Below are 17,830 nucleotides of genomic sequence, written 5' to 3' on the forward strand. Positions count from 1 at the left end.
CCGCCGGCGGGGGGGGGTGTGTTCCGCGTGGCCACCCCCCCCGCCTGGCGTGTTGGGGGGGGGGGGGGGGGGGGGGCGGGGGGGGCGCCCCCCCCCACCACCGCATGGTGCTCACCAGCCCTCTCCGCGCGGCTCCCCTGGACGGCTGCCCGCCCGCCGGCGAGCCGACGGCGACAGGTGCACGATGACGCCCGCCCGCCTCGCCGATACGGCTTCCCGGACACCGACGGGCCCGACGAGGTCCGCGAGGCGGCCGTACGGGCGCTGCGCCAGGGACGCCCCGGGTGGCGGCCGCCCTGCTGTTCGTGTCGGATGCATCTTCCGAGTACCCGGCCGGATGGACCGGACCGTCCCCACGCGGTGGAACGGCTACAGGGTGACCAGCCCTCGAGGGGCTGGTGGCCGGGGCTGGGATCATGAACGCATGTCTGAGGAATCGAACGTGCTGTCAGACCTGTGGCCGCTCGCCTCGTCCGGCGCGACCGACTGGTTGCAGGAACTGTGCGGCGAGGGCCTGACCGGGTTCATGCCGCCGGCGACGTTGGACGCGGTCTGGGTGCTCAACGCCATGTACGAGCACGAGCGGGGGCCGACCGAGGTGTCGCACCACGAGTACCACCAGGCGGGTCTGGCGGACGGGAGCGTCCAGCCCCTCATCGTCGCGGGCTTCGACTTCGACGCCGTGGGCGTCGCCACGGGAGGCGGGCTGGGCCGGGCCGAACACCCCGGCACCGGCTGGCGGCGGCTGCGCTGGGCGGAACTCGCCCGCCGGACCGGCGACCCGGTCGTGCCCGACGGGCAGTTGCCCTCCTACCACTGCTTCCCCTCTGTCAAGAAGGAGGGCAGCTGGCCGGTCGGCATCATCCCGCCCACCGAGGGGAGCCTGGACCGGGAGACCTGGATCGGACTGATCGCCATCCTCACCGAGCACAGCCCCGCGGGCCCGGACACCCGCTGCCTGGCCTACTACAGCCCGTTGACGCTCCGGGACGCCGACTACGACAACCACCATGTGCGTGCAAGCCGCCTCGGCGACGCCGGGATCCTGTACGACATATCCGAGGCGGACTACAGCCCGTCGAACCTCTGGGCCGAGGACCGCTCATGGCTCCTGTGCACCGACTACGACCTGTGGGCCACCAAGGTCGCCGGACCCCCGGACCTGATCGCAGCGCTGCTGAACGACTCCGAGATCGAAGCGGTACGACTGCCCTGGGCGCCCTGACGAGGAGCAGCACAGGGGCCGTGGCGTCGCACTCCCCCGAGCCCTCTCCCCCACCTACTGCCGGATTCGATTCCCGGATGTGACCGGATGATTTTCCGCGGAAAATTCGTGGGCCGGGGGACACGGACGGCCCGGTGGTGCGGGCGCGCTCGCAATGCGTCGGCTCACCGGCGGTCATCTGCCAGCGAGCCTGACCGCCAGCGAGCCTGACCGCCAGCGAACCCGACTGCCGGCGGGCCCGACCGCTGGCGGGCCCGGATTTTCCGCGGAAAATCCTTCGCGCGGATCGCGGTCACTCCCGGCGGACCCGGGCCGGCACCGAGAGGTAGGCCAGGTGCTCCGGCTTCCCCTCGAAGGTCACCGGTGTGTCGTGGAGGTAGCGGGCGCACTCCGCGTACGCCTCGATGGTGAAGAAGCCGCTTGGGTCGTAGAAGTCGACGAAGACGTTCTCGGAGACGCTTCCGGGGCCGGCACTCGGAGGCGTCAGCTTCAGTTGGATGTCGCCGGACAGGTCGCGGAGCCCGGCTGTCCAACCCTGCCCGGCCAGGGCTCGGCGAGCCCGCTCCATCGCCTCCGCGGCCTGGGAGTGGGTGAGCCCGGTGAGCGTGAAGCCCGCCGCGGCGGACGGATCGCCGGTGATCCGCCAGTGGGCCTCGGCGGCGTGCAGCCGGGTCCAGCCGTCGCCGCTGTCGAGGTAGCGCTCGACCAGGGGCAGCAGGGGAGCGGCTGCGCTGCCCAGGCGTCACCGGTCCCGCCCCGGCCGACCGATTTTCCGCGGAAAATTCCGCGGATCCTGGCGGCTGCACCTGGACCGGTGACACGGGCCGGTCGAGCAGCAGATCGGACTGCGTCGAGCTGTGGTCTCGTCCGGCCCGGGCAGTTCTCGGCGGACACGAATTTTCTGCGGAAAATTCCCGAGCGTGGGCCCGGGCTGGTCCGGTGTGCGGAGTGGCCGGAGCGCTGGCCGGTTCTACGGGCGGGAGGAATGTCAGTGCCGTCGTGGATGCTGAGTGGCTGATGTCATCAAGCCAGGGGGCCTTCAGGTGTCGATCCGTATCGCCAGCCGTCGCCGTTCGATGGCGTCACTGACCGCCGCGTTCCCCGGGGCAGAGATCATCGATGTCACCTCCAAGGCACCGGACCCGTGGGTGCGGTTGAGCCCGTTCTACCCGCACGGCGGCATCCCGGTCCCCTACAGCGACGGTGTGACCAGCCAGTCGGTGGAAGGGATCTGGCAATCCCTCAAGGTCTTCCAGGACTCCGACGTCGATCCCGAGAAGCTCGGGGTCACCACGATGAAAGGCCTGAAGCGGACGGTCCGCCGGTACGGTCCCGTCCGAGGTCACCGAACCGGCCTGCACGGCGATCGGCTGCTGCCCTACGAGGCGGCCCGACGCCGGATCTACCTGCCAGCCTATCGCTGGATCCTCGAGCACCGCGTCGCCGACCTGGTCGAGCTGATCAGGACCAAGGACGACGTCGTACTCCTGGACTACGCCACCAACGGGGACGTCACCGACCCCGGCAGCCCGCTCTCCCACGCCGCACTCATCCAGCTGCACGTAGAGGGGCGCTGGCCCGGTGAAGAGGACGTCGAGGCTTCCAGCAGCACCAGCGGTCGAATGCTGTGAGTGGTCCGACGACGGAAGCACGGGATGCGTGGTGGGTGCCATGGGCCCGCAGCGATGGCAGGGAGACGACTACCCGCTGATTTTCCGCGGAAAATCCGGGAAGGGCTTCGGGCAGCCAGGCCAGGCCCGTGAACGCAGTCGGACACGATCGGTGGGGGCGAACGCGTGGACGACGAGCAGACAGTACGAGGCGTCTCGAACCGCATCATCAACAGCACCGTCCACGGCGACGTGTACCGGGGAACTGGCCGCCACGCGCGTCAGCCTGGCAGCGGTACTGACGGCGCGAGGCCACGCCCTCCTACCGGACGACACAGCCGGCGCATGGCGCGACGCCGCGTCAGCCGTCCAGGCCGTCGGCCCGCACCCCGCCGACGACCCTGCCGCGTACGGCCGGCCGCTCGCGAACGCCTACCGGCTCGCCGGCGATGCCCTGGACGTGGATGGTCAGCCCCAGGCAGCCCTCCGCTACCGCGCTCTCGCCGCGACCACCGGGCCGACCGGCAACGTGGCACCGACCAGTCCCACGGACGGCACCGAACCGTGAGCGGATCAGTCGCTCCTCGGATTTTCCGCGGAAAATTCCTTGTACCTGGTGCGGCCGCGGCCACGACGTGTTCAGCCAGCACGGATACGGCCGCGTGAACCCGAGACGCCGACACCGCGCCTCTGCCCTGGCCCTCGTCGGACGCCGCACGATTTTCCGCAGAAAATCGTGCGGCGTCGTCGGGCGGCGAGGCAGTGTGATCCGTGCGGCCGCACAGCACCGTGCGAATGATCAGTGTGGACATCCAGAACCTCCAGCCGTCCTCGGCTCCACAGGTGGGCCCGTGCACTTCTGGAGCGAGGCGGTCTCAGGCTTCAGACGTCACGGCGCCAGCGGTCGGCGGCGAACCGGGTCAGCGCAACCTCCAGGTCGAGCGGAACCACTTCGGTGGAGCCCAGCTCCCACACCCGGATCCAGCCGTCCGAGTCGGTGAGGGACGGCGTCGCTTCCCGTCCGGCGACCGGCTTCATCGCGAGACAGTACGAGACGTTCAGACCAGGGGAGCCGGTCTCCACGTTCCTGCGGGATCGGACTCTGACTACCCGTGCCTCCGCCACGTCGTCCCACCGCAGCCGTAGCTTGCGGCCTTCGTTGAGCTCCACGCCCTCGCCGTCGATGCGCAGCCGGGTCGCGACCGCCCGCAAGGCCAGTGCCCCGAGGAGGAGCACGCCGAACCGCCGCAGCACGCCCAACTGGCGGCCGTCCTCCAGGAAGCCCAGCACATCGCGTGGCAGACGTCGACGCCCCGCCACGATGAGGCGTGTGGCGGTCCAGCGGCCCCATCGACTGAGGGCGATCAGCACGGCGGCCGAGCACGACCAGCCGATGACGAGACCGCCGGCGATGAGGAGCGGATCGCCGTTGAGCCAGTGGAAGAACGCCAGTGAGGTTCCCGCGATGGCCGGTGCGACCACTGTGGATTCGACAAGAGCCATCCTGCGCTCCTCGCGCAGCAGCTGCCCGGGCCTGGCCGCCATATCGACTCGGCCGACCGGGTCAGGAGCACACCGGAGAGCAGGGGAAGAAGAAAGACGCACAGGTTCGCTGACGTGCTGCCGGGCAGCGTCACGCCGACGGCCGTCGTAGCCGCGGCCGCTACTGCCAGGAACAGCCGTCCACTGACACCGGCCGCCGGTCGTCGTGGGCGATCGTCGAAGCCGCTGAACAGGTGCCTTGTGAGGATCCTTCCGAACGCCGTCGCGATGATGGCGACCGCGGCGACGGCCCCGAGCACTTGGCCCACCCCCTGGATCCCGAGCCCGGGCCGCGGGGGAGAGACCCCCAGGAGGGCGGCCAGCCCCGCGATTGCATAGCTCGCCGACGTGCCGTAGATGCCTACGGCAACGATGACGACGGTGCCCCAGATGCCCGGCTCGGTCAGCAGGCTCCGCAGCGCTGCGCGTTCGGGTCGCTCCGGTGACCCTGCTCCAGCTCCCAGGGGATCGCCATCGGAACCCGATGGTGCAGACCGCGGATGCCGGCCTCATCCCGCCACTGATCCAGGACCTCGCGGGCCAGCCCGTCCAGGACATCGCTCTCGGCGTCGGCGGAGGCCGACCGTCTGCCAGGGGAGGGGGAGTCGGAGCCCAGATAGATGTCGCGGACGTTTCCCGCCTGGATCAAGTTCCGAGGCGAACCCTTGTTGTCGTTGTGCACCGCACCAGTCATCTCGACATGCTGTCAGGCCGGCGCGTGTGGGCGACGGGCTTCCGGGGGAGTGGGTGACGGCTCTTTGACGGCTTGTCCGGACCAGTGGAGGCTGATGACCTCAGACGATCGTGAAATTTCGCGTTGAGTCGCTTCTGCGGTCAACGTGGAGAACATAAAAGACTCAATAAACCGCCAATAGACGCAACGGGTCAGGTGTGACATGCTCACGCTGGCTAGTCGGGCGGGAGGAGGAGGGCGGCGGGGGTAACCGGACCGGATGGCTCGAATGCCTCGGCATCGAGAAGTCATCTCTTCGGGCCTCAAGTAGCCTTTGGAGGTGTGATCATCATGGAACGCTCGGCACCCGACGGATTACGGGAACCGCACTGTCCTCGGCAACGACCGAACAACCGAGTACCGGCCACCTCGTGAGCGACAGATTCGGCGAACTGGCCCTCCCTCCAACCGATCTTGCGCGCAACACACTGCGCTACGCACAGGCCCTGGTCCCAGCCGCGATCTTCAATCACAGCCTGCGTACCTATCTCTACGGACGCCTCCTCGGTGAGCGACGTGGTCTGCAACCGGACCGCGACTACGACGACGAACTCCTCTTCTTGGGATGCGTCCTGCACGACTGCGGGCTCAGTATCGAGGGCAACGGCGACCAGCGGTTCGAGCTGGACGGTGCCGATCTGGCAATCCGCTTCCTGACCGAGCAAGGAGTGCCACCGGAGCGCACGGACGTCGTGTGGGACGCGATCGCGCTGCACATGGACCGTGAGATCGCCCTGCGGAAGCGGCCGGAGATCGCGCTGGTCGCCCTTGGCGCGGGCTTCGATCTGGGCGGCGGCCCAACCGCACTCCCGGACGGCTACGCGGACCGCGTCCAGCAGGTGCTGCCCCGTCTGCACGCTGCGGCGGTCCTCCACGACAGCATTGTCAGCCAGGCGCTGGAGAAGCCGCACAAGGCGCCGCCCTTCACGATGCAAGGCGAGCTCGTTCGCCAGGTGACCGGCCGGACCTGGCCAGCCTGGGAACAGCTTGCCCGATCCTCAGGATGGAACGACTACGACCACTACCGCCCTGATTCACCGAGCACACCTTCAGAGGGCTGCTGATTCTGAGAGCGAGCTGCTCTGGCCCCTCTGCCTCGAATGAAACGCGATCTTCAACGGCATTGACACCGAAAGTGGTGGGACTCGCTGGACCCGGCCACACGCCGGCAGCTCCTCCAGGACCATCCGGACAGGATCGCGGCTCTGGCCGGGCCGATGACCTCGCAGGTCACGACGGTCGGCCCCGCACGCGGGGGGATGGCTTCCTCCGTACGAGGGGCCGGCGTCTGCGGGCTCTCACACGGCCGATCCCGTCCGGGTCCAGGGCCAGCTGACGGTGGTGCGGCGGCCTCCGGCCGGGGCAGGCAGTGGTGGCTGAGTGGCGCGAGACGGCGGGGTGGCGAGCCTGGGGGAGACGCCGTGTCAACCGTGCTGCACCCGACCGAATGTCACAGTCCAGTGCCTGTCATGTCCTGATGATTGTGACGCCGTGCATGCCACCAAAAGCCGTCGGCTGACCGTCATGTGAGGTGTCCAAGCAGTCAGCGCACACCGCCATCGGGGAGTCACCGTGTCCGTCCGCCACCACCGTCGCCCGCTGTTCGCCTCCGCCGTCCTGGTCGCCGCTGCGGGACTCGCGTTGACCGCCTGCGGGCCGGAGAACTCCGACTCGGCCGGCGGTTCGGCGGCCTCCGCGCCCGCCACGGCGGCCGTCACGCCCTCGCCGGCCGGCGGCCCGGCCTCCGGAGCCCCGTCGGCGGGCGCACCGGGCGCGGGAACGGCATCGCACCCCGCCGCGCAGAAGCCGTCCGGCGCGAGCCCGTCGGGTGGTACCCGGCCCGGCGCCGGGAGTGCCGGTTCCGCCGCCGACCACCCCTGCGACATCCAGAACCTCGCGATCCAGGCGACGGCCCGCGCCGGGGCGCCCAACCAGTGGGTGATCGAGGTGCGCAACACCGGCGCGAGCGCCTGCAGCCTGAGCTCCTCCCCGGGCGTCGACCTGGGCAACTCCACCTCTCCCGACCAGAGCAAGAACATCAAGCCGGTGCTCGCCAGCGGCACCTCGCGCTTCCCGGTCCCGGCGGGCCAGAAGGCCTACGCGGTGATCGACCTCGACCCGAGCGGCGCCACCACCGGCACCGTCCCCGGCATCAACGAAATCAACGTGCTGGTCGACCAGGACGGCACCAACATGCCCCTCGCGAACACCCGCAACTTCCCGCTCGACAGCGGCGCACGAGTCCTGAACCCCAAGATGGGCCTCTACCGGTCCAGCGTGGCGGACGCGGTCACCTCCATGGCCGCCGCCCCCAAGTAGCTCCGAGCTGACCCACGGTCGGCAGTCTCCGCGCCCGCCGCGTCCGCCGTCGCCCCGGCAGGAACTGCCGTCGGCCGTCACAACGACGTCCAACGTGGCGGCCAGTGCGGGTGGCCCGTGCTCCACCTCGCCGAGCGGGCGGTGAAAATCCCGTGCCGTGCCGGCCCGGACGGGGGCAGAATCGCCTCCATGGCGGACATGCGGGCGTTCCGGGAGGCGGTCATCGGCTGGGCGGCGGGAGAACCCGGCGGGCCGGCGGGTGAGCTGGCCGGGCGGCTGCGGGTACGGACGGCGGTGCTGCTGGAAGGACCGAGCGACCTCGCGGCCGTCGAGACGCTGGCCGCGCGCCACGGCCGGGACCTGGCCGCCGAGGGGGTGTGCGTCGTCCCGATGGGCGGGGCGATGAGCGTCGGCCGATTCGCCGGCCTGCTCGGGCCGCCCGGGCTGGGTCTGCGCCTCGCCGGGCTCTGTGACGAGGGCGAACGGGGCTTCTACGAGCGCGGTCTCGAACGGGCCGGCGCGCCGCGCGACGGGTTCTTCGTGTGCGCGGCGGACCTGGAGGACGAACTCATCCGCGCGCTGGGCGTGCCACGGGTCGAGGAGATCCTGCGGGCCGAGGGCGACCTCCCGGCCTGGCAGATCTTCGTGCGTCAGCCCGCCCAGCAGGACCGGCCGCCGCACCAGCGGATGCGCCGCTTCCTCGGCACGAAGAAGGGACGCAAGATCCGCTACGGCCGCCTCCTGACCGAGGCCCTCGCCCCGGAGCAGATCCCCGCACCCCTCCAGGGCCTGCTCCTGCACCTGTGACGGCGGTCCACAGCCTCGTCATCCGCACTGTTCGGGCCGGGCCCTGCGCGTGAGGCTGCGGCCCACCAGGCGTCGCCGGCGAAGGTGAGCTTCACGGCGCACAGCTGCAGGAGTCCGGCGGCGCCTGCGGCCGCGCCCAGCCTTCCGGCTGCTGCTGGCCGGCCCAGCCGTCGCTGCCGCGCGCCGGAGCGACGGCGAGCTGCTGCGGGTAGACGACGGCGGGCCGCCCGTGGGTCAGCTCCGGCCACGTGGCTTGGCCGCGGTAGGCGGCGAGGGCGCTGTCCACGCTGATCTACTCCTCCTCGGCCGCCGGTCCGGGAACCGTGGCGGCCCGAGCAGGGCCGGCGGCGTGGATGAGCTGGCGGAGCGCGCCGAAGTAGACCTCGTGGTCGACCACGGCGGGCAGGACCGCGCCGAGCTGCCCGGTCAGGACCGGGAACTCCCCGGGGTCGAGCGCGGCCAGCGCGCGCCGGGTGGCGCTCTGAGCGGCTTTGGGGTCGCGGTGGTTGACGAAGCTCGCGCTGCCCAGGGTCAGCAGGTAGAGCCGCCGGTGGGTGACGATCGCCTCCTCGGGGGTCATCCCGGCGGCGAGGGAGTCGGCGAGCTGTGGCTCCACCAGGCGCTTGAGCAGCTGCGGACCGAGCCAGGGCCGGTCGCCGCGCAGGGCGACCAGGCCCGGATGGTCCGTCAGCAGCTCGTACAGCGCGGCGAACCGTGCCTCCGTTGCGCTCGCCCAGGCGGTGCCCGGCTCGATCTCGGGCAGGCGGGCGGCAAGGTGGTCGGTGACCAGGTCGAGCAGGCCGGCCAGGTCGGTGCAGCGGCGCTGGAGGGACGCGACGGAGATGTCCAGCGCGGACGCGAGGGTGCGGAAGCTGAGCGCGGTGTACCCGTCCTGATCCACGATCAACAGAGCTTGCTCGGCGATCCGTTCGGGAGTCGCCCGGTCCAGGGAAGTGGATTGCCTCGGCATGCGAGTGAGCGTACGGTGCAGCGTACCGTCACGGTAGGTCCCCGACTCCTCACGGAGGCGACATGCCCCGCACCGCGGCACTCGACCCGCTGTTCAGCGCGGTGGACAGCACGGCCTTCACCGCCCGGCACCTGGCCGACCTCGCGGCCGGCACCCTCGCGGCCGTCCGCCCTTCGCGTTCTTCCTCGGCCTGACCACCAGCGGCCGGCTCATCGCCTGGTCGTGACCGACTCATCGCAGGAGCAACGACGTGCACCAGCTGACGTACGGCGACATCAAGGCCGCCACCGACCGCACCGCCGGACGCATCCGCTCCGTCGCCCTGGCCCGGCTCGACCCGGGCGCGATCCGCACGGCCCGGCTCGACCCCCTGGACGACCGTGAGGCCGAGCCGTGCGAGGTGTGGCTGGCCATGGAGTTCATGCAGCACACCGGCTCGTTCAAGGCCCGCGGCGCGCAGAACTTCATCCAGGCCCACCGCGACGCCGAGACCCTGCCCGACGCCGGGGTGACGATCGCCTCGGGCGGCAACGCCGGCCTGGCGTGCGCCTGGGCCGCCCAGCAGCAGGGCGTCCGGGCGACCGTCTTCCTGCCCGAGACCGCTCCGGCGGTGAAGGTGGCCAAGCTCCACGGCTACGGCGCCGAGGTCCGTCTGGTCGGCGCGGAGTACGCCGAGGCGCTCGCGGCCTGCGAGGAGTTCGCCGCCGCCACCGGCGCGCTCGCCTCCCACGCCTACGACCACCCGCTGATCGCCGCCGGGGCCGGCACCCTGCTGGAGGAGATCCACCAGCAGCTCCCCGGCCTGGACACCGTGGTGGTCGCGGTCGGCGGCGGCGGCCTGTTCGCCGGCGTCGCCACCGCCGCCCGGCACCACGGCATCCGCACCGTGGCGGTGGAGCCGGAGAACTGCCGCGCGCTGAACGCCGCGATCGAGGCCGGCCGCCCGGTCGACGTCACGGTGGACTCGATCGCCGCAGACTCCCTCGGCGCCCGCCGCACCTCCGCCATGGCCCTGCACGCCGCCCACCAGGACGGCGTGCACTCCGTGCTGGTGGCGGACGACGGGATCGCCCGGGCCCGCCAGGCGCTGTGGGACCACCGCCGTGTCGCGGTCGAGCACGGCGCCGCGACCGCGCTGGCCGCGCTCACCACCCCGGACCAGCACGGCACCGACCGCGATCTGCCGACCCGCCCCGCGAGCGCGGGCCGCAGCTACCGGCCCGGCAGCGGCGAGAAGGTCTGCGTCGTGCTGTGCGGGGCGAACACCGACCCATCCGACCTCGTGACCCGGCCCACCGCGCACTGACGCACACGACGAGGCGGCAGCCGACCGGCCAACCGCCCGGCTGCCCCCCTCGTCGTGTTCGAAGAGCATCACCCGGCCGTTGAGAGGCTCTCTGCAATCAGAGACCTGGACACACCGGACATGTTCCGGGGGACGCACGTGTGGTGCGCCGGAACCTGGTCCCGGCGCACCACATCGCCCCCATGTCACCACGCGAGCGGTCAGCTCCTCGCGCCCGGTCGCGATTCGGCGGCCGCGAGGCCGGCGATGGCCGTGAGCATCAGCACCGTGCCGACGACCGTGGCCGCGGTGAGCCGCTCGCCGAGGAACAACACGGCGAGCACCGCTGCACTGACCGGCTCGATGAGCATCACCACCGATGCCGTGGCCGCCCGGACGGCGCCCGCCCCGGCGAAGTACAGCGGGTAGGCGAGCGCCGTCGTGACGGTGGCGACGTAGAGCATCAGCAGCACGACGTGGCCCGGGTGGGCGGTGTGCGGCACGAGGCCCTCGCCCCAGGCGAACGGCAGCATGACGGTCGCGCCGACGGCGAACGACCCCACCGTGAGGGTGTACGGGTCCTCTCCGGCGCCGTGCCGTCCGGTCCACCGGCCCAGGATGTTGGAGGCGGCGTACCCGGCGGCGGACAGCAGGGCCATCCCCACGCCGACGGGGTGGACGACACCGGCCCGGTTGCCCAGGACCAGGATCGCGAGGCCGGCCAGCGCGCCGGCGACCGCGAGCAGCCCGGCGCGTCCGATGCGCTCGCCCAGGAACAGGCGTCCACCGGCGGCGGTGAACACCGGGGCCGCCCCGAGTGTGACGATGGTGCCGACGGCCAGCCCGGTGTCCCGCACGGCGGCGAAGTAGGCGGTCTGGAAGACCGCCAAGCCGACGCCGGTGCCCGCGAACAGCAGCACACGGCGGCCCATCGGCTGCCGCGTCCTGGGCGTGGTACGGGAAGGGTGGAAGGCGCGGGCCGCGAGCAGCAGCGCCATGCCGGTCAGAAAGCGCCAGAACGAGACGGCCATGGGCCCGAAGTCGCTGGACCGGTAGACGATGTCCACGGCGGCTCCGGTAGTGCCCCAGGTGATGCCGGCGAACGCCAGGCAGGCAAGGCCGCGGCGCACGGATCTGGGTGCCGCCACGGGGGCAGGGGTCATTGCAACAGCAGTTTTCGACACGGAAGGAGTCTCCAGACGGAGCAGATGGTCGTGGTCTCGCGTCTGCGGGCACAACCGATCAGCGCGTCGCGGCCAGTGGCCTGCCTACGCGCCGGTGTCGATGGCGACCCGCCTCAGAGGACGGGCGGCGAGAGAACCGCTGCAGAAAACATGGTCTCCACCGTACGGCATCCGAGGTAGGGCTCCTCCTGTCGGCCCTCGGGCGCTTCCGCCCGGCCACGGGCCCCGCCAGGTGTCCGGCAGCCTCACCACGTCCGCGCTGTACTCTGCCCGTCGGGAGTGAGGGGCCGATGAAGCACACGACGACACCCGACGGGGTCCGTATCGCCTACCAGGTGCAAGGCGAGGGGGCTCCCCTTGTCCTGCTGGCAGGCCAGGCGAACAACCACCACTGGTGGGACGGGGTGCGCGACGACTTCCACGCCGTCCGCAGCACCATCACGCTCGACTACCGAGGTACGGGGGAGAGTGACAAGCCCGACGAGCCCTACAGCACCGAGGTCTTTGCGCAGGACGTGATCGCTGTGCTCGACGAACTCGGTGTCGACCGGGCCGACGTCTACGGCACGTCGATGGGCGGGCGTGTGGCCCAGCAGCTCGCGGCCCGCCATCCGAACCGAGTGGATGCCCTGGTACTCGGCTGCACGTCGCCCGGAGGCCCGCACAGCGTCGAACGCGACAACGACGTGCGCAGGTCACTGGCGCAACCTCAACCGACGGCGGCTCGGCAGGCCCTCCTGGAGCTCATGTACACCCCGGACTGGCTGGCGACCCATTCGGGCCCCTGCCACACGCTCGGCGACCCGGGCATGCCTGCTCACGCGCGGCGTCGCCACCTCGCGGCCAGTAACCAGCACGATGCATGGGACCTCCTGCCGGGAATCAGCGCACCCACCCTGGTCGTGCACGGAAGCGATGACCTGCTCAACCCCACCGCCAACGCGCACCTGCTCGCGCACCGAATCCCCGATGCCCGGCTGCATCTGATTCCCGGAGCACGGCACGCCTACTTCGAGGAGTTCCGCGCCGTCGCGAGCCCGCTCGTTCTGGACTTCCTCACCACCGCGTGATCAGTCCAGGTCAACGCGCTCGTCAGGGGAACCAGGCTTGGCGCCCGATCCGCCCCCAGGCGACAGTCCAGCACATGGATGACGCGTTCACACTCCTTCGGCAGGCTGTCGACCTACTGCCCACAGCCGACGTTCGCCTGGCTCCCCTGCAGCCCGAGCAGTGGCAGCATCTGCAGCCTGGTGATGTGATCACCATGCACGAGGCTCAACCCGCCGCTGGCATCGCCGAAATCATCGAGGTCCTGCCTCCTCGCGTCTGAGGCCACTGCGCAGCCAAGCGCGAAGGGCCCGCAGTCGGACGGCTGTCAGTCGCCGTCAGGGCTTTCGGTGAGTCGGCCGGCGCTGGTGCGGACGTCGGGAATGCCGAGGTGGACGCCGGTGTGCCGGGAGGTCGCGCACGGCGGCGAGCTTCTGCTCGGCGGCGGCGAGGCGATGCTGGCCTCGATCGCAGCGTCCTTGCCGAGCCACCCCTGTCCCTTGGCACCCTGGAGCCGGTTGTCAGGGTCGTTCCACATTGCTTCGGCTTCGCGCTCACGGTGTCGCGTGGGTCGCGGAGCACTCATGCTGATGGGGCGGTGGTCCCACGACGTTGAGGATCGGGCCTTCTCCATCCGGGATTTCGAAGACGAAGACGATGCCGGAGGACGTGGCCTGGATAGCGCATCGGTTGTCGAAGGTGAGGGGCGTGTAGGGCTGCCAGGCGCAACCGGCGCAACCGGCGCGATCGAGGGAAGCGATCACCTCGGCGTACTCGGGTTGGCCGGGGAACTTCTCCCTGGCGACCAGGCCGGCAGGGAGGTCGATGACATCACGCCGGGTCTGGAGGCAGATCAGGGTGATCGGGTGGGGAGGGGAAGGAAGAGGTGCGCCGGCCCCGGGAGGGAGAACCGGGGCCGGCGCGCGGAGTTCTATCACACCGGGGTGCCCGGAATCTGGGCGAACCCCGGGCCGCAGGCAGTCGCCAGGTTCGACGCGCTGAACGGCGTTGCGGTGATGTTGCACACGGCCTGGAAGATCTTCCCGTCCTCGCTCTCCACGTTGAGGAAGAGCTTGTTGGGGATGTTCGCGCCGCTCTCGGTGGCGGACAGGTCGGTGTCGATCACACACTTCGGGGCGCCGGGGATGACGTCGATGTCCACCCATACTCCCGGGTTCCGGCTGTCATTGAGGAATGCCTCGCCCTGGCGGTTCGTCGCCAGGTGGAACTGGGTGTCCGAGAAGGTTCCGAAGTCCACGACGTCGGAGCTGAAGTCCCGCTGTACCCGCTCGCAGTGCTTGTTGCCTCCGGTGCTGCCCTTCTGGTCCGCCGTGTGCCCGGACAGGAGTCGGGGAGCGGTGGAGTCGGTTCGAGCTGTCGAGTCCACACCGCCCTGGGCGACCGCGGGCGAGGCGAGGAGGATCGCGGCGACCACCGTTCCGGTCACCGTGGACAGGCGTCTGAAACCGTACTTCATGTGTGAATCCCTTTCCTTGGAGGTGTGCGACGCCGGCCCGGCAGCTCCAAGGATTTCTCCGACCGGTTCACTGGCAGTGCGATCTCACTGCGAACGACTTTCAGCGGCCTTCGGAGGTTTCATGGAATCAGGCCGCAGCCCTTCTGCCCGGCACAGGCTGCACACTCGAACGAAGTCGATGATCCCCAGGAATGACGCGCGGGAGTTCACGCCATGCCGGAGCCGTCGCTCGCTGGGAGCACGGTTTGCGCCCGAACGGATCAAGCGTCCGCCGCAGCCATGCCGGGCCCGCGGCCGGCGGTCGACGAACGCCGGCCTCAGCGTCGTCGCCCGGCGGTCGGCCGGCGGATGCGGCTTCCCTGCTGCACGACGCGGGCGGTGGTCCTGGCCCAGGTGGGTTTGGCGGCCTCGTTGCGCTGCGAGTACAGGCGGTCGGTCAAGCGACGGCAGGGCTGCGGCGTTCCACCAGGACAACGTCGCGCCAGCGCCCGTGGTGGCGGCCCAGCCGCTCGCGGGTGCCGACTACCCGGAATCCGGCCTTGGCGTGGAGAGCGAGACTGGCGGTGTTCTCCGGGAAGATCCCGGACTGCACGGTCCAGATCCCGGCGGCGTCGGTGGAGGCCAGCAGCGCCAGCAGCAGGGCCAGGCCGACGCCCTGCCCCCGGGCGTCGGGGCGGACGTAGACGGAGTGCTCGACCACCCCGATGTACGCGCACCGGTCCGAGACCGGCACGACCGCGGCCCATCCCAGCACCCGGTCGCCGTGCAGGGCGACCAGGCGGTGCTCGGTGAGCCGGGAGGCGTCGAAGGCCTCCCAGGCCGGTGCGGCTTCCTCGAAGGTGGCGTCGCCGCCGTCGATCCCGGCCTGGTAGATCGTCAGCACCTGCGCGGCGTGCTCGGGGAGCATCCCGGTGACGGTCACCGCGGTGGTCACGCGGCGGCCTCGATGCCGAGCTCGGCGAGCAGGCCCCGAATCCGCTGCTCGATCCGATCGCGGATCGGGCGGACCGCGTCGACGCCCTGGCCGGCCGGGTCCTCCAGCTTCCAGTCCAGGTACCGCTTGCCGGGGAAGTAGGGGCAGGCGTCGCCGCAGCCCATGGTGATCACCACGTCGGAGGTCTGCACTGCCTCGACGGTCAGCACCTTCGGCACTTCGGCGGAGATGTCGATGCCGACCTCGGCCAGGGCCTCGACCACGGCCGGGTTCACGGTGTCGGCCGGGGCGGATCCGGCCGAGCGGACCTCGACCCGGTCGCCGCCGAGGTGGCCGAGGAAGGCAGCGGCCATCTGGGAGCGGCCGGCGTTGTGCACGCAGACGAACAGCACGGACGGGATGGCGGCGGGAGTACTCACAGGGATCTTCCTTCGGGCAGGAGCGGCGGGGCTGGGTTCAGCGGCCGGCGGCGGCCGGGTGGTGCTCGACGTGCGGGGCCGCAAGGTCCTCGGCGGTGGGCGCGGCGGGGCGGCCGAACAGCACGGCGACGAGGGCGAGCCCGACGGCCAGGCCGACGAGCTGGGCGGCGACGAAGGGGCCGACGGAGGCGGGTGCGATTCCGGCGAAGGTGTCCGTGAAGGTGCGGCCGATCGTGACGGCGGGGTTGGCGAAGCTGGTGCTGGAGGTGAACCAGTACGCGGCGCCGATGTAGGAGGCGACCGCGACCGGGGCGAAGTGCGCGCGGCCGGTGCGCGCCAGGCCGAAGATCAGCAGGACCAGCCCGGCGGTGGCGACGACCTCGCCCAGCCACAGGTGCGGGGCCGAGCGGTCGTGGGTGGACCAGCGCACGAGCGGCTCGGCGAACATCGCGTCGGCCAGCACCGCGCCGCCGATCGCCCCGAGGATCTGCGCGGGCACGTAGGCGGCGACCTCGCGCAGGCTGGGGCCCCCGCCGCCGCGGCGGCCGGTCCACCAGGCAGCCACGGTGACCACGGGGTTGAAGTGCGCGCCGGAGACCGGGCCGAGGAGCGCGATCAGCACCCCGAGGCCGAACACGGTGGCCAGGGAGTTGGCGAGCAGCTGCACGCCGACGTCCTGGGAGAGCTTGGTGGCCTGGATGCCGGAGCCGACCACGACGGTCACCAGCGTGCCTGTCCCGACGAACTCGACCGCCGTGCGGCGGCCCAGCGGGACCATCTCGGTCATCTCGCGCCCCCCGCGGCCTGGACGGCGGTGCCGGCCGGGGCCTGCAGCAGGGCGGAGAGCTTGGCCAGGGCGGCGGGCAGCACCCAGTAGTAGACCCAGGTGCCGCGGCGCTCGGAGCCGACCAGGCCGGCCTCGCGCAGCACCTTCAGGTGGTGGGAGATGGTCGGCTGGGAGACGTCGAACGGGCCGGTGAGGTCACAGACGCAGGCCTCGCCGCCCTCGTGCGAGGCGATCAGGGACAGCAGCCGCAGCCGCACCGGGTCGGCCAGGGCCTTGAACATCTTCGCCAGGTCGGCGGCGGCCTCTTCCCCGAGCGGCTCGCGGACCATCGGCGAGCAGCACGCGACCGGGTCGTCCTGCCTGGGCATCATGAGTTCCGAATTCGACACATGTCTATGTTGACAGCCATCTATTCAAAGAGGCAAGCTCGCTGTATCGACACTCATCGAAACAAGACCAAGGATCTGGGAGACCGCCATGTCCCGTGTTCAGCTCGCCCTGCGCGTCGCCGACCTCGAAGGCTCCATCGCCTTCTACTCCAAGCTCTTCGGCACTGAGCCGGCCAAGCGCCGCCCCGGCTACGCCAACTTCGCCATCGCCCGGCCCCCGCTCAAGCTCGTCCTCATCGAGGGCGAGGCCGGCGAGGACACCCGCCTCGACCACCTCGGCATCGAGGTCGAGACCACCGAGCAGGTCACCGCCGCCACTGCCCGGCTGCAGGAGGCGGGCCTGGCCACCTTCGAGGAGAACGACACCTCCTGCTGCTACGCGCTCCAGGACAAGACATGGGTGACCGGCCCGGGCAAGGAGCCCTGGGAGGTCTACGTGGTCAAGGCCGACGCCGACACCCTCGGCAAGAGCGCCGACGGCGCGCCGGACGCCTGCTGCGGCACCACCGCCTGCTGCAGCCCGGAGGAGCAGAGCATCGACCTCACCCGGACCCCTGCTGCGGCGAAGGCTGTCGCGGGCTGCGCCTGCGGGGAGGGATCCGCGGTGTCGGGATCCCGCCGGTAGTGCTGCTGGATTGAACGCCAAGTGGTCGGCTCCGGAAGTCGTTCGGGGATGGACTTCCGGAGCATCGGGCGGAGGCGGCTTTCAGGAGGATGTCGGCGGCGGTGGTGCGACAGGTGCTCACGCGGTGGTGGGCCGCACGGGGGGTGTGTGGGGCGCGCTCGCGTTTCCGGCTGCCTGGTGCGGTAGGGAGGGGCTACGGTACGGCAGCGCGTCCAGCGTGACACGACCGCCTGGCCGGGGTCGGTGATCTCGTCCGGTAGGCGGCCACGTTGTCGGGGTTGTGGTACAGATCGGGGCGCCACGCGTCCGGGCAGAGGGCGAGCAGTTCGGCCACCTTTTCGCGGCGGGCCTGATGCCAGCCCCCTGCCGGGTGAGGTGTGGTGACCGTGTGGACGTCGACGCCGTAGGCGCGTAGGAGCCCGGCGACCTGGGCCTCCATCCCGGGGGCAAGGCAGAGGCCTTTCCGTCGGCCGGCGC

At 71.1% G+C, this 17,830-nt stretch carries 23 protein-coding genes; 10 read left to right on the forward strand and 13 right to left on the reverse strand.

Going from position 1 to position 17,830, the window contains the following annotated elements; translation table 11 throughout:
* Positions 1 to 424: 424 nt before the first annotated feature.
* The gene (locus ACIRRH_RS31165; RefSeq protein ID WP_403074039.1) at positions 425 to 1,225 is read left to right on the forward strand and encodes a hypothetical protein; all 801 of its coding nucleotides are present in this window, start codon (positions 425 to 427) and stop codon (positions 1,223 to 1,225) included.
* 292 nt (positions 1,226 to 1,517) lie between these two features.
* On the opposite strand, the gene ACIRRH_RS31170 is transcribed toward ACIRRH_RS31165, so the two are convergent.
* Positions 1,518 to 1,793 (reverse strand): hypothetical protein, encoded by a 276-nt coding sequence (locus ACIRRH_RS31170; protein WP_403074041.1) that lies wholly within the window; start codon positions 1,791 to 1,793, stop codon positions 1,518 to 1,520.
* A gap of 442 nt (positions 1,794 to 2,235) precedes the next feature.
* Between ACIRRH_RS31170 and ACIRRH_RS31175 the strand changes: the two genes are divergently transcribed.
* The gene (locus tag ACIRRH_RS31175) at positions 2,236 to 2,856 is read left to right on the forward strand and encodes a DUF6939 family protein (RefSeq protein ID WP_403074043.1); all 621 of its coding nucleotides are present in this window, start codon (positions 2,236 to 2,238) and stop codon (positions 2,854 to 2,856) included.
* A gap of 861 nt (positions 2,857 to 3,717) precedes the next feature.
* On the opposite strand, the gene ACIRRH_RS31180 is transcribed toward ACIRRH_RS31175, so the two are convergent.
* On the reverse strand, positions 3,718 to 4,380 hold the full coding sequence (locus ACIRRH_RS31180; protein WP_403074045.1) for a hypothetical protein: 663 nt from the start codon (positions 4,378 to 4,380) through the stop codon (positions 3,718 to 3,720).
* A gap of 400 nt (positions 4,381 to 4,780) precedes the next feature.
* Positions 4,781 to 5,071 carry a hypothetical protein gene (locus ACIRRH_RS31185; RefSeq protein WP_403074047.1) on the reverse strand — a complete coding sequence of 97 codons (291 nt, stop codon included), beginning with the start codon at positions 5,069 to 5,071 and terminating at the stop codon, positions 4,781 to 4,783.
* 410 nt (positions 5,072 to 5,481) lie between these two features.
* Here ACIRRH_RS31185 and ACIRRH_RS31190 point away from each other — a divergent pair, with 410 nt between their 5' ends.
* The 3 genes from ACIRRH_RS31190 to ACIRRH_RS31200 all read left to right on the forward strand — a co-directional run bounded on the left by ACIRRH_RS31190 (position 5,482) and on the right by ACIRRH_RS31200 (position 8,236).
* Complete coding sequence (locus tag ACIRRH_RS31190; RefSeq protein ID WP_403074049.1) at positions 5,482 to 6,174, forward strand: HD domain-containing protein; 693 nt, start codon at positions 5,482 to 5,484, stop codon at positions 6,172 to 6,174.
* 508 nt (positions 6,175 to 6,682) lie between these two features.
* Positions 6,683 to 7,429, forward strand: coding sequence for a DUF4232 domain-containing protein (locus tag ACIRRH_RS31195; RefSeq protein ID WP_403074051.1), 747 nt, complete (start codon positions 6,683 to 6,685; stop codon positions 7,427 to 7,429).
* 189 nt (positions 7,430 to 7,618) lie between these two features.
* Complete coding sequence (locus tag ACIRRH_RS31200; protein WP_403074053.1) at positions 7,619 to 8,236, forward strand: TOPRIM nucleotidyl transferase/hydrolase domain-containing protein; 618 nt, start codon at positions 7,619 to 7,621, stop codon at positions 8,234 to 8,236.
* Between the two features lie 91 nt (positions 8,237 to 8,327).
* Here the strand turns inward: ACIRRH_RS31200 and ACIRRH_RS31205 are convergent, their stop codons facing one another.
* The gene (locus ACIRRH_RS31205) at positions 8,328 to 8,522 is read right to left on the reverse strand and encodes a hypothetical protein (RefSeq protein ID WP_403074055.1); all 195 of its coding nucleotides are present in this window, start codon (positions 8,520 to 8,522) and stop codon (positions 8,328 to 8,330) included.
* Positions 8,523 to 8,528: 6 nt separating this feature from the next.
* A complete protein-coding gene (locus ACIRRH_RS31210) occupies positions 8,529 to 9,206 on the reverse strand; it encodes a TetR/AcrR family transcriptional regulator (protein WP_403074056.1) in 678 nt (225 codons plus the stop codon).
* Between the two features lie 62 nt (positions 9,207 to 9,268).
* On the opposite strand from ACIRRH_RS31210, the gene ACIRRH_RS31215 reads away from it, so the two are divergent.
* Together ACIRRH_RS31215 and ACIRRH_RS31220 are read left to right on the forward strand one after the other, a co-directional pair.
* Positions 9,269 to 9,400, forward strand: coding sequence for a hypothetical protein (locus ACIRRH_RS31215; protein WP_403074057.1), 132 nt, complete (start codon positions 9,269 to 9,271; stop codon positions 9,398 to 9,400).
* Positions 9,401 to 9,456: 56 nt separating this feature from the next.
* Entirely contained in the window at positions 9,457 to 10,512 is a 1,056-nt protein-coding gene (locus tag ACIRRH_RS31220; RefSeq protein WP_403074058.1) for a threonine/serine dehydratase, read from the forward strand.
* Positions 10,513 to 10,712: 200 nt separating this feature from the next.
* Here ACIRRH_RS31220 and ACIRRH_RS31225 read toward each other — a convergent pair whose 3' ends face one another.
* Positions 10,713 to 11,654: a DMT family transporter gene (locus tag ACIRRH_RS31225; protein ID WP_403074059.1), complete on the reverse strand. Its 942-nt coding sequence runs from the start codon at positions 11,652 to 11,654 to the stop codon at positions 10,713 to 10,715.
* Between the two features lie 311 nt (positions 11,655 to 11,965).
* On the opposite strand from ACIRRH_RS31225, the gene ACIRRH_RS31230 reads away from it, so the two are divergent.
* Complete coding sequence (locus tag ACIRRH_RS31230) at positions 11,966 to 12,745, forward strand: alpha/beta fold hydrolase (protein ID WP_403074060.1); 780 nt, start codon at positions 11,966 to 11,968, stop codon at positions 12,743 to 12,745.
* 74 nt (positions 12,746 to 12,819) lie between these two features.
* Positions 12,820 to 13,005, forward strand: coding sequence for a hypothetical protein (locus ACIRRH_RS31235; RefSeq protein ID WP_403074061.1), 186 nt, complete (start codon positions 12,820 to 12,822; stop codon positions 13,003 to 13,005).
* Between the two features lie 45 nt (positions 13,006 to 13,050).
* On the opposite strand, the gene ACIRRH_RS31240 is transcribed toward ACIRRH_RS31235, so the two are convergent.
* The 7 genes from ACIRRH_RS31240 to ACIRRH_RS31270 all read right to left on the reverse strand — a co-directional run bounded on the left by ACIRRH_RS31240 (position 13,051) and on the right by ACIRRH_RS31270 (position 16,668).
* Positions 13,051 to 13,260, reverse strand: coding sequence for a hypothetical protein (locus ACIRRH_RS31240; RefSeq protein WP_403074062.1), 210 nt, complete (start codon positions 13,258 to 13,260; stop codon positions 13,051 to 13,053).
* Positions 13,261 to 13,656: 396 nt separating this feature from the next.
* Positions 13,657 to 14,199: a hypothetical protein gene (locus tag ACIRRH_RS31245; RefSeq protein ID WP_403074063.1), complete on the reverse strand. Its 543-nt coding sequence runs from the start codon at positions 14,197 to 14,199 to the stop codon at positions 13,657 to 13,659.
* Between the two features lie 317 nt (positions 14,200 to 14,516).
* Positions 14,517 to 14,639: a hypothetical protein gene (locus ACIRRH_RS31250; RefSeq protein ID WP_403074064.1), complete on the reverse strand. Its 123-nt coding sequence runs from the start codon at positions 14,637 to 14,639 to the stop codon at positions 14,517 to 14,519.
* Positions 14,636 to 15,106 carry a GNAT family N-acetyltransferase gene (locus tag ACIRRH_RS31255; RefSeq protein ID WP_403074121.1) on the reverse strand — a complete coding sequence of 157 codons (471 nt, stop codon included), beginning with the start codon at positions 15,104 to 15,106 and terminating at the stop codon, positions 14,636 to 14,638. The genes ACIRRH_RS31250 and ACIRRH_RS31255 overlap by 4 nt, the downstream gene beginning before the upstream one ends.
* Positions 15,107 to 15,129: 23 nt before the next feature.
* On the reverse strand, positions 15,130 to 15,552 hold the full coding sequence (locus tag ACIRRH_RS31260) for an arsenate reductase ArsC (RefSeq protein WP_403074065.1): 423 nt from the start codon (positions 15,550 to 15,552) through the stop codon (positions 15,130 to 15,132).
* Between the two features lie 37 nt (positions 15,553 to 15,589).
* Complete coding sequence (locus ACIRRH_RS31265; RefSeq protein ID WP_403074066.1) at positions 15,590 to 16,339, reverse strand: aquaporin; 750 nt, start codon at positions 16,337 to 16,339, stop codon at positions 15,590 to 15,592.
* Positions 16,336 to 16,668: an ArsR/SmtB family transcription factor gene (locus ACIRRH_RS31270; RefSeq protein ID WP_403074123.1), complete on the reverse strand. Its 333-nt coding sequence runs from the start codon at positions 16,666 to 16,668 to the stop codon at positions 16,336 to 16,338. Before ACIRRH_RS31270 ends, ACIRRH_RS31265 begins: the two co-directional genes overlap by 4 nt.
* Before the next feature lie 148 nt (positions 16,669 to 16,816).
* Here ACIRRH_RS31270 and ACIRRH_RS31275 point away from each other — a divergent pair, with 148 nt between their 5' ends.
* Complete coding sequence (locus ACIRRH_RS31275; RefSeq protein WP_403074067.1) at positions 16,817 to 17,353, forward strand: ArsI/CadI family heavy metal resistance metalloenzyme; 537 nt, start codon at positions 16,817 to 16,819, stop codon at positions 17,351 to 17,353.
* The last annotated feature ends 477 nt before the right edge of the window (positions 17,354 to 17,830 follow it).

It is taken from the genome of Kitasatospora sp. NPDC101235, from assembly GCF_044767505.1.
GTDB lineage: Bacteria > Actinomycetota > Actinomycetes > Streptomycetales > Streptomycetaceae > Kitasatospora.

Excerpts from the sequence above, each read along its gene's own strand:
- ACIRRH_RS31240 (WP_403074062.1), bottom strand. The coding sequence starts at position 13,260 with ATGTGGAACGACCCTGACAACCGGCTCCAGGGTGCCAAGGGACAGGGG.
- ACIRRH_RS31230 (WP_403074060.1), top strand. The coding sequence starts at position 11,966 with ATGAAGCACACGACGACACCCGACGGGGTCCGTATCGCCTACCAGGTG.
- ACIRRH_RS31270 (WP_403074123.1), bottom strand. The coding sequence starts at position 16,668 with ATGGTCCGCGAGCCGCTCGGGGAAGAGGCCGCCGCCGACCTGGCGAAG.
- ACIRRH_RS31265 (WP_403074066.1), bottom strand. The coding sequence starts at position 16,339 with ATGACCGAGATGGTCCCGCTGGGCCGCCGCACGGCGGTCGAGTTCGTC.
- ACIRRH_RS31210 (WP_403074056.1), bottom strand. The coding sequence starts at position 9,206 with ATGCCGAGGCAATCCACTTCCCTGGACCGGGCGACTCCCGAACGGATC.
- ACIRRH_RS31180 (WP_403074045.1), bottom strand. The coding sequence starts at position 4,380 with ATGGCGGCCAGGCCCGGGCAGCTGCTGCGCGAGGAGCGCAGGATGGCT.
- ACIRRH_RS31255 (WP_403074121.1), bottom strand. The coding sequence starts at position 15,106 with ATGCTCCCCGAGCACGCCGCGCAGGTGCTGACGATCTACCAGGCCGGG.
- ACIRRH_RS31165 (WP_403074039.1), top strand. The coding sequence starts at position 425 with ATGTCTGAGGAATCGAACGTGCTGTCAGACCTGTGGCCGCTCGCCTCG.
- ACIRRH_RS31170 (WP_403074041.1), bottom strand. The coding sequence starts at position 1,793 with ATGGAGCGGGCTCGCCGAGCCCTGGCCGGGCAGGGTTGGACAGCCGGG.
- ACIRRH_RS31235 (WP_403074061.1), top strand. The coding sequence starts at position 12,820 with ATGGATGACGCGTTCACACTCCTTCGGCAGGCTGTCGACCTACTGCCC.
- ACIRRH_RS31215 (WP_403074057.1), top strand. The coding sequence starts at position 9,269 with ATGCCCCGCACCGCGGCACTCGACCCGCTGTTCAGCGCGGTGGACAGC.
- ACIRRH_RS31185 (WP_403074047.1), bottom strand. The coding sequence starts at position 5,071 with ATGACTGGTGCGGTGCACAACGACAACAAGGGTTCGCCTCGGAACTTG.
- ACIRRH_RS31200 (WP_403074053.1), top strand. The coding sequence starts at position 7,619 with ATGGCGGACATGCGGGCGTTCCGGGAGGCGGTCATCGGCTGGGCGGCG.
- ACIRRH_RS31245 (WP_403074063.1), bottom strand. The coding sequence starts at position 14,199 with ATGAAGTACGGTTTCAGACGCCTGTCCACGGTGACCGGAACGGTGGTC.
- ACIRRH_RS31275 (WP_403074067.1), top strand. The coding sequence starts at position 16,817 with ATGTCCCGTGTTCAGCTCGCCCTGCGCGTCGCCGACCTCGAAGGCTCC.
- ACIRRH_RS31225 (WP_403074059.1), bottom strand. The coding sequence starts at position 11,654 with ATGACCCCTGCCCCCGTGGCGGCACCCAGATCCGTGCGCCGCGGCCTT.